Consider the following 9708-nt stretch of genomic DNA (forward strand, 5'->3'; position numbering starts at 1 on the left):
CTCAAGTAATATTCAATTGTCTTCGGTCGTGTGGCAGAACGCCGATAGCGCAGCACTATGGGGCTTTAGGAGTAATAGCAGTGAGTTGGTGCAACTTGTCGTGGATGTTCCTGGTAAGAGTTTGTCACAAACTATTTTTGAATCAGATCAAACACTCGTGTCACCCTTATATGTGAAAGAAGAGGTCGCTGGTTCAAAACTCTATATTTCGAACGGCGTTATCTTTGACACGAATGATTTAAGTTTCGAATATGACAATAGCAGTAATTTTAATCTGGGTATCTATCACCAGGATCATCATATTCAATCTATGAGCGCTAATAATGCATTACGCTTAAGTTATGGCCTTACAGGTGAGTGGAGTCTTGAGCAAAGTTATTACGGTCGTGAGCTTGTTGCTCTAATACCTACCGGGTTTAATGTTTTGGCTCTAACTCAGCCTTCAAATATTGATGAAAGCGGTTCTGCCGGCTTAAGGTTTGATGTGGTTCAAGTTGGAGATTCCGATGACAACGGCTTACCTCAATGGTGGGAGTCCTTATTTGCAGAAGGTACGCTTGCTCAGTTTTCCAACTTCGACCAGCCTGAAGAGTATGACTTTTCAACAGATTTTAATAGCATAATTGCTAGGGACTTTGATTCAGATAGCGAAGATATGGATGATGATGGCCTAAGCAATTCATTGGAACGTAGTCTAGGTAGCTGTGTTGATGTGAGTGATGAATGTCCTACGCCTTCGGACTCGGATCTAGATGGTTTATCGGATTTGTTCGAACAACAATACTCGTTTACCGACAGCCTGGGTATCGAGCATCGAGTCAGCCTGACTTCAGGTGATACCGATGCCGACGGCTTAAGTGACTATGATGAGATTATTACGATAGGCAGCTATCCCGATAACAATGATTCTGATGGCGACCTTATCTGTGATGCTCAAGAACTCGAGTTAACAGGAACAGGTTTATTGAATTCAGACTCGGATGGCGATGGCTTAACAGATGGCAGAGAGCTGGGTATCGTTACATTAAATTGTGATGCTCTTTTCAAGGGGGACGTGTTCAGTGATCCTCTCAGTTTCGATTCAGACGAAGACGGCTTAAATGATAGAGAGGAGTTTTTTGCATCGACTGACCCGTTTAACCCTGATTCTGATGGTGACGGCCTTAAAGATGGCCAGGAAGTAATCTTTGGTGGCGACCCGCTTGACAGTATGTCGCGTAATGGAGTCCTGCTAGATGGTGAGATTGATAGTGATAGTGATGGCCTCTCTGACAGCTACGAGCTAAATCATAGCAATTCTAACCCAAATAATGCCGATAGCGACTCAGATGGTTTATCTGACTATGTCGAAGTTACTTTGGTTGGCTCAAACCCTAATAACATAGATACTGATGGTGATTTGATTTGTGATATTTTTGAAGATATTTACGATCAAGATGGTGAGTATCTTCAAACAGACCCTGCACTTAGCGATACTGATTCTGACGAATTAAGTGACGCATTTGAGCTTGGCTTGTCAGGCGATCCTGTATCATGTTCCGAGCTTCCTAATCTAAACCCGGTTTCAGACCCAAGGTTGTCAGACAGTGACGGTGATGGGCTTTCTGACGTTTTAGAGGTCACTTATGTCTATGACAGTTATTCAGACGATTTTCGTTTACGTAAGCCTGACGTAAACCTAACAATAGATCCGTTATTCTTAGATACAGATGGTGACTTGTTGTGTGATTTCATAGAACTTGGAGTAAGTAATCCTGCTGAAAGTGATACTGACTTCGATGGCCTGAATGATGCTACTGAACTAGGTCTTGAGTTAAGCGAAGTTCTCTGTACTCCCATTTCAATAGCAGATCAGTTAACTAGTCCTGTACTCAGCGATAGTGATAACGACGGTCTAAGCGATGGGCAGGAGATTTTGATTACGGGAACAGATCCTCTTGATACTGACTCAGATGATGATGGTATAAGAGATGGTGACGAAGATCGTGATGGCGACGGTTTGAGCGACTATGTTGAGCTTAATCTTTCCTTCACTCTTTTCGATACTGTTGATAGCGATGGCAATGAAGTTAATGATGCCCTTGATGATCAAGATGGTGATGGCTTAAGCAATATCGAAGAGTTGGGTTATGGGACGTGCATTGCCTATCAGGCTGTATCATGCCCAAGTCCAGAGGATAGCGATCAAGATGGTGTTTCAGACTTTGATGAAATTAATCGAGCTGATCAGGAAGGCACAGACCCCCTTGGTTCAGATACAGATGGCGACGAGCTTACTGATAGCGAAGAGCTAGCTATAGGTACCAATCCTCTCTTAGCAGACTCTGATCTTGATGGGATCGATGACAATGAAGAACTTACGTTATCGTTAACTGACCCACTAAATCCAGATACTGACAATGATTTTCTAGCGGATGGGCAGGATGATAGCCCCTTGCAGCCTGATAGCGACAACGATTCGTTATTAGATGGCATTGAGGTTCATATTTTAGGCACCTCGCCTGACAATAACGATAGTGATGTTGATGGGCTTAAAGATGGAGATGAAGTGTGGGTCTATGGTTTCGGTCTTGATGAGTTAACGTTGCTCAAGACTGGTCGTGATCTCGATATAGACCTTAATTCAAAGAGTGGTGTTACTGGTTGGAATCCGCCTTCCAATAGCTTCGAGGGTGCTGCCTACGAATATCTCGTTACAGACGTCGCGAGAATTGTAGTCAATGATGCTGGCACTTCGTTAAACGAGCCATTTGTTGCTGAAGGTGATGAGCTTGATGCGGGTGTTGAGGTTATCGGTAAAATTCATATTCGATATATCTCTAATCCTTCTCTAGCGGATAGTGATGGTGACGGGCTTACTGATTATACCGAGCTCATGCTGATTGAGAAAACCTATGGTGATACCCGTTTTGATATTAATCCGCTCGATATCAATACAAGTTACCAGGAGCTGGAATCCAACGAAGAAAACTTTAAAGTATCTGACCCTTTAAGGGCTGATACCGATGGGGATGGCCTTAGTGATGGCGATGAAGACATAGATGATGATCTGTATGTCAACGACTTAGATCAAAATAATGAAGATTCTTCAGTTATTGTTGCAGATACTGATTTTGATGGATTGCCGGATGGTATTGAAGTGCTGCTTACCCAAAGTAATCCTGCTAAGAACGATACAGATGGAGATGGCTTGTTTGATGGCAATCAAAATAATGACACCGAATCTCGTTATGAAGTTATTTATGATTCCGCAAACCCTCCGAGATTAATTGAGAGCACAGCCTCTTGTAATGCTGATGAATATCGACTTAGTAACATAGGAAACAGTGAATATTGCGTTCAACTTTCATATATATCAGACCCGTCAAAGATAGATAGTGATGCAGACGGCGCACCTGATCGGTACGTCACGGAAAGCTCGGAAGAGATGTTTGATCATTTTCCACTTGATAGGAGTTGTCATAGATTAACTGATGGCGTAATTGATAATGATGATCCTTCTGACAGGAAGTGCTATTCCGCGTGGATGGCGGGGCAGGCCTCTATCGACCAAGTTCGCAATGCCAGCTGGGATGATATAAGTGCAGGGAGTCAAAATGTCGTAACGTTTTCCGGTAAAGGCTGGGATAGAATCATCAGATATCGAATGGAGGCTTCTGAAGATACATCGTATTATCTCCCGCATACACCGGTAAGTGGTGATGTAGTAACCGCGCTTTCAGGAAGCTTACAAAGGTTATATTTTGCAGATGACGAAGGAGCTATTTATTATCAAAATCTTGAAAGTGACAGCCCCTTGGTTCCGTTTGTTCAGCTCGCTGCTGAAGATTCAGATGTTGTACATATAAGTGGATTGGGCGATAACTTGTTTGTTTTCACACGAAACTCCACCGCTTTAGAAGAGCGCTACAAATTGATTATGTTTGATGCTGCTGGCGCGCTGCTTGGTAGTATTGTGGACATCGAATATGATGTTTTGCCAGACAGTATTAAATTAGCCTGTCGCAATGACAGCTGCACTACTTTGGTTGATATTCTTGCAGTTGTTCGTGTAGATAATCATCCAAACAATGAAGTACTTTCAATGACCTTGGACTTATCGACGTTTGGTATTGCCTCTGATGAAATATCCACTATTTTTGAATCATCAGAGAAACCGCTTAGCGGGCCCATTCAGTTATCTGAAAATGGTGAATTGATCTACTTCGGATCTGGACATCAACTTACTCTGGCTTCACTAGAGGCGCCGGTGGCAGGCAGTTTGTTGCATAAATCATACGGTTTAGCTGAATACTCGACGTTTTATGATCTTCATGAAGAAAATCAGCACTTCATTGCTATCGTTGACGATCCTAGTTCTTTATTTAACTCTCAAGAAACGCGGGCAGTCTATATCGAGGACAATAAGCCTACAGATGATGGCGAACCAACAAAGTATCTGATACAGCAAGCCACAGAAGATGAGCTAATGATGAAAGTCTTGCCGCAACAAGTCGCAGGCCAGAGTGACTTTGCGTTATTAAGTGTGTATGACTCGCTCGTCGATATAATGCCTATCGGTGTGACGGATCAAGATTCAGACGGGATGCCGGGAATATTCGAGATGCTTTACGGCTTGGATGATAGTGACCCAAGCGATAAGTTCAAAGACTTGGATAAGGATAATTTAACAAATATCGAAGAGTATCTGTTAAATACTAAACCTGACAATTCGGACTCTAATGATAATGGGGTTTCAGATTTTCAGGAAGCGTATTTGAATTAAAGATGAAGGCTAAGGGTGATTATGTTCCGCTCTTAGCCTTATGGTAAGTAGCCGTTTTTGGCTTGCCTAGCTTAGTTGTTTGAAAGCGCGATATCTAATTAAAGTGATGCAGTGCAGAGCTCGGAATATCAGTGATAATACTATGAACGCCCATTGCTTTTAGGGTTTCCATTCTTTCAATACTATTCACCGTCCAACATGATACCTCAAGCCCATAAGATTTTGCGTTTCTCAATAAGGTTGGGCTAATCAACCTGTTGTTGATGACCAGTAGCTTGCAATCGAGCGATACAGCGGTCTTCAATGGCCTGCGATACCGGTATTCTGCGACATAGCCGGTGTCTATTTCTGGCGATAATCGGTTTATTTCATGTAGAATCCAGCGGCTGGCAGAAGTAACCGTTGCCTTATCATAAAGATTATTACTGCGAAAAAAATCTTGTAATCGCTTTACAATTAGTTTCAATACATGCCGATGATCGTTCTTTACTTCAAATTGCCAGCTTCGAGTATTTGGTACGCTATCTACCACTTCTTGTAGGTGTGGAATGTAACAGGGAGAGTGCCAGCCTGGTGTATTATGTCGGGAATCAACTTTGCTTAGAAAAGAATAGGGATAATGAGCTATCTTGCCTTGCAGGTTGCTTGTGCGTGACAAATTTCGGTCGTGATAGACTACCAACTCTCCATCTGAAGATAATTGAATGTCTAACTCGAAATCCAAACAGCCATTTGATTGAGCATGAATAAAGCCCGTTACAGTGTTTTCCGGCGCTTCGTTCCGAGCACCTCTATGTCCGATAATTATCATTTATGACGTCCGTTCTAAAACTAAGTGCTATATATTACTAGCTTCGTGTTTCGCTTTGATGAACAGGGTGTGAGGTATATAAATCAAATCACTGACCTTTCTGATCAGGTGCTCTTCATAACGATCAATATCGCTATCAGCGTAAGCAATTTTCCACATCGCAAGAATTAAGCGATATTTTGAGTCGCTATCAAACTTTTTATTTATAAGGTCGGTATGTTCCCAAAGCGAGGTGGCAGAGCGAGATAGTTCGCGCGCTTCACGGATTAAAGCGTCAGTGTCACTGATTGAAAGCTGAAACGCAGATGCACAATGCTCTTGAAGCACCAGCCACTCAGACTCGGTTTGTTTATGGTCCGCATTAATAACCTCAATTAATAATGCGGTAGCAACTGTAGAAATGTCAGTTTCAGATAGTGCTTGGTCTTGATTTGATTGTGTTATTTTGGCAATTAAACGCTGAATCATTCTGGGTGGTCTCTGAGCAAGCCTTCTAAGGCTACTTGGTCAATAGCAAATTTTCTGATGCCTTCAGCTAGTTTTTCAGTTGCCATTGGAGATTGGTTCATATTCCAGCGAAAGCTTGCTTGATCAGTTACTAAACCTTGTGTCGAAGTCGAATTTGGTACAATCAGCTTTCGTTCGAGGCTACCATTGTCACAAGATAGTTGTTTCAGTAGTTCCGGGCTAATGGTAAGCCGGTCACAGCCAGCTAGTTGCTCAATTTCATCAGTATTTCTAAAGCTTGCACCCATTACAACAGTGCTAAAGCCGTGTTGTTTATAATAATTATAAATTTCTGAAACCGAAATGACGCCAGGGTCTTCATGCGGAAGATATTGGTCTTTGTCGGTGTTTGCTTTATACCAGTCAAGTATGCGACCTACGAAGGGTGAAATTAAGAAGGCGCCAGACTCTGCAGCTGCTTTAGCTTGCACAAAGTCAAACAATAAGGTTAAGTTGCAATTGATGCCTTCTTTCTCCAGCTGCTCAGCCGCTTTAATTCCTTCCCATGTGGAGGCTATCTTGATAAGAATTCTACTCTTACTAACGCCGCTATCCTCATAAAGTTGAATCAAGGACTTAGCTTTGGCTACTGTGGCAGGGGTATCAAAGGAAAGGCGAGCATCTACTTCAGTGGAAACTCTGCCTGGAACGACTTTTGATATTTCGGTACCAATTGATACTGCTAGGTGGTCGCATGCCAAAGAAAGCTGCTCTTGGTCACTCTTGCCCTGGCTAGATCCATAGTTAATTGCGTTGTCAATTAAGGGGCGGTATTGAGGGAGGGGGGCAGCCTTAAGTATTAATGATGGGTTAGTTGTTGCGTCTTGTGGCTGCCATTTTTTTATCGCGTCAATGTCACCTGTATCTGCGACTACGGTAGTGTACTGTCTTAACTGTTCTAATTTACTTGCCATTGATTTCTGATTTCCTTTTTGTATTCCATATCTATAAACGATAGCAGCTTTTTAGCTTAAGAATATGACAATCCCAATCATTTTTCAGGCACAAGAGAAAGCGCCTGTTCTAGCGTTTTAAGATCGGCTCCATCTTTGTATGCGTTTTCACTTAAATACCGGCGAAATTGTTTGCCACCGGATTGTCCATGAAAGAGGCCTAATAAATGGCGAGTAATGTAATGAAGCTTTTGACCCCCTTTAAGCTGTGTTTCAATGTAAGGCATCATGTCGTGAATAATGTCGTGACGGCTTTTACCATGGGGTTTTGCTCCAAACAATTGTTCGTCGACGCTAGAAAGTAACCATGGGTGCTGGTAGGCTTCGCGTCCAACCATTACTCCATCAACTAGCTTAAGGTGTTGCTTGCACGAATCGATAGACTTTATTCCGCCGTTAATAATGATTTCAAGGTCCTTAAATTCCTTTTTTAGGCGATAGACATATTCATACTTTAGAGGTGGGATTTCTCTGTTTTCTTTTGGACTTAAGCCATCAAGAATGGCGATACGCGCATGAACGATAAAAGTTTTACATCCGTCCTCAGCGATTTTCGATACGAAATCACGAACAAACTCATAGCTATCATGTTCATCTATTCCAATTCGATGCTTAACAGTGATCGGGATGTCTACAGTATTTTTCATCGCAGAAATACATTGCTTAACGAGGTCAGCGTGAGCCATTAAGCAAGCGCCAATCATGTTATTTTGCACTCTGTCGCTTGGGCAGCCAACGTTTAAATTGATCTCGTCATAGCCAAATTGAGCGGCAATTTCTGCGCATCGTGATAACTCGGACGGCTTACTCCCACCAAGCTGAAGTGCAATAGGGTGTTCTTCATTGTTATACCTGAGAAATCGATCAGCACCCCCATGGATAATTGCGCCAGTAGTCACCATTTCGGTATAAAGAAGGGTATGTTTTGAAAGTAGGCGTGCCATATAGCGATAGTGGCGATCAGTCCAATCCATCATCGGGGCGACTGAAAACTTGCGGCTAGGCTCAATAGCTGGTGAACTATTTTTCTGTGATTGTTCTGAGTTGTTAATCATAAGGGTCGAAAAGAAGAAATTTGGAATGTACGGTTAATTAAACCAAGTTTAACACACTCTAAGTCACTAATTTTTATTAGTTGTTTGATAAATCTTTAAAGAAATGTGTTCAATATCATGATTGTTGCTTTGATATACACGTATAATTACCGTCATTGCCTAAAGGGTTTGTATTCTTTCTTCTCAATAGTTCGATCATAGCCGCGCATCTAAAGGACTAAAATATTCATGCTCGCCCGCTCTTATAAAACTTTATCTGTCATATCTCTAAGTTTCATTTTAATTGCTTGTGGTAGGCAGGATGATTTGATAATTCCCGCCGAAGTTGAACCCGAGCCTAGTCCTTATTGTTTGGAAGATTCTCCTTACGAGACACCAGTGTTGCTCGATAGTGTATCGTTTTCTGGTCTTCCATTTAGCTTTGATTATAGGCAGTTTGATTATCAGTTTAATTTAGAGCATTTGTCAGACATTACTACGCTAGGCTTTGTTCAGGTTGAACAGTTCTTCGCTCCAAACGTTTTGCCTGAGTTAACTCAAGCAGATTCTCTCGGTGAAACTGTACTTTCTACACTTCAGTTTGAAAGGCTTGATCAGGCGGCTATTGAGGTTCGCGAATTTGGTGTAATCGTTGAGCATTCTCATAATAATGACACGAGGCAGTTTGATGTTGATCTTTCAGAAAACACTTCGTTAGTCGATATTACTCTTAAACCTGGCAAAAACGAGATTTCGTTAGAAGTTACGGCGTCCTTACAGATGCCGTATTCAGGGCTTGAGTGCGAATTAGACGAGAGGTTACGAAATCTCGTACTGCTAGATGACGGGGGCGAAAGTACCAAAGAAACACAGAACGCTGTATTAGAGCTCCAAGGAATGCGGCGGAATGTAGAACAGGTTTTAACTTATAATTTCGTAATATTTCGAGATGAAGCTGATGAGCTTGAAATTACCGACTTTGGTAATCCTCTAGCTCTGTTTGATGAAAATTCACTTGAATCGAATAATCTTTCACTATCAGGTGATTATTTGGTACTTGGTTCGCCAAAGGAAGATAGTTCTTCAGCCGGTGAATTTACTGCTCTTCAGATACAGAATGACCTTGACGGCTCGATTGTCAATGAATTCTCAGAGGACTCTGGCGCTGTTTATATCTATGAAAGAAATGCAAACGATTCTTGGGAGTTAGTCTGGATGTTGAAGGCTCCAAATGCTGAGCCAGGCGATAAATTTGGTCAATCTGTGTTTGTGGACGGCGAACTATTGGTAGTTTCTGCCCCTGGTGAAGATAGCTCTGCGCAAGATGTGTACACTAACTATACTGCAGAAGGGGACTATTCAAGTGCGCTCTCTCAAGAACTTGAAAATGCCAGCGCTAGCAATCTTTCTCCTGAATCTGGCGCAGTCTACCTTTATGTGCTGCAGCGAGATGGAAGTTGGGCACTTCACTCTTATATCAAAGCAAAGGAAAATGTTCGAGGTGCCTCCGGTTTCGACAAAGGGTTTGGTGAGCAAATTGCGTTAAGCGCTCGGTTAAGTTCATCTGGGCAGTATATTGGTCATAGCCTAGCTATTGCTGCACCAAAAGAAGATAGCCTGAATGGCATCTTTTCCGAC

General features: G+C 42.2%; 6 protein-coding genes. 2 read left to right on the forward strand and 4 right to left on the reverse strand.

Going from position 1 to position 9708, the window contains the following annotated elements; translation table 11 throughout:
* Positions 1 to 16: 16 nt before the first annotated feature.
* Positions 17 to 4765: a hypothetical protein gene (locus A3756_RS11005; RefSeq protein WP_156490415.1), complete on the forward strand. Its 4749-nt coding sequence runs from the start codon at positions 17 to 19 to the stop codon at positions 4763 to 4765.
* 94 nt (positions 4766 to 4859) lie between these two features.
* Here the strand turns inward: A3756_RS11005 and A3756_RS11010 are convergent, their stop codons facing one another.
* From A3756_RS11010 to dusA, 4 genes are all read right to left on the reverse strand, one after another.
* Positions 4860 to 5576 carry a glycerophosphodiester phosphodiesterase gene (locus A3756_RS11010; protein WP_068506491.1) on the reverse strand — a complete coding sequence of 239 codons (717 nt, stop codon included), beginning with the start codon at positions 5574 to 5576 and terminating at the stop codon, positions 4860 to 4862.
* Positions 5577 to 5603: 27 nt separating this feature from the next.
* Positions 5604 to 6044: a TerB family tellurite resistance protein gene (locus A3756_RS11015; protein WP_068506495.1), complete on the reverse strand. Its 441-nt coding sequence runs from the start codon at positions 6042 to 6044 to the stop codon at positions 5604 to 5606.
* The gene (gene tal / locus A3756_RS11020; RefSeq protein WP_068506497.1) at positions 6041 to 6997 is read right to left on the reverse strand and encodes a transaldolase; all 957 of its coding nucleotides are present in this window, start codon (positions 6995 to 6997) and stop codon (positions 6041 to 6043) included. The genes A3756_RS11015 and tal overlap by 4 nt, the downstream gene beginning before the upstream one ends.
* A gap of 77 nt (positions 6998 to 7074) precedes the next feature.
* Positions 7075 to 8091, reverse strand: coding sequence for a tRNA dihydrouridine(20/20a) synthase DusA (gene dusA, locus A3756_RS11025; protein ID WP_068506500.1), 1017 nt, complete (start codon positions 8089 to 8091; stop codon positions 7075 to 7077).
* A gap of 306 nt (positions 8092 to 8397) precedes the next feature.
* Between dusA and A3756_RS11030 the strand changes: the two genes are divergently transcribed.
* On the forward strand, positions 8398 to 9708 hold a 1311-nt coding region (locus tag A3756_RS11030; RefSeq protein ID WP_197481268.1), incomplete at its 3' end, for an FG-GAP repeat protein.

Source organism: Oleiphilus sp. HI0086 (assembly GCF_001635225.1).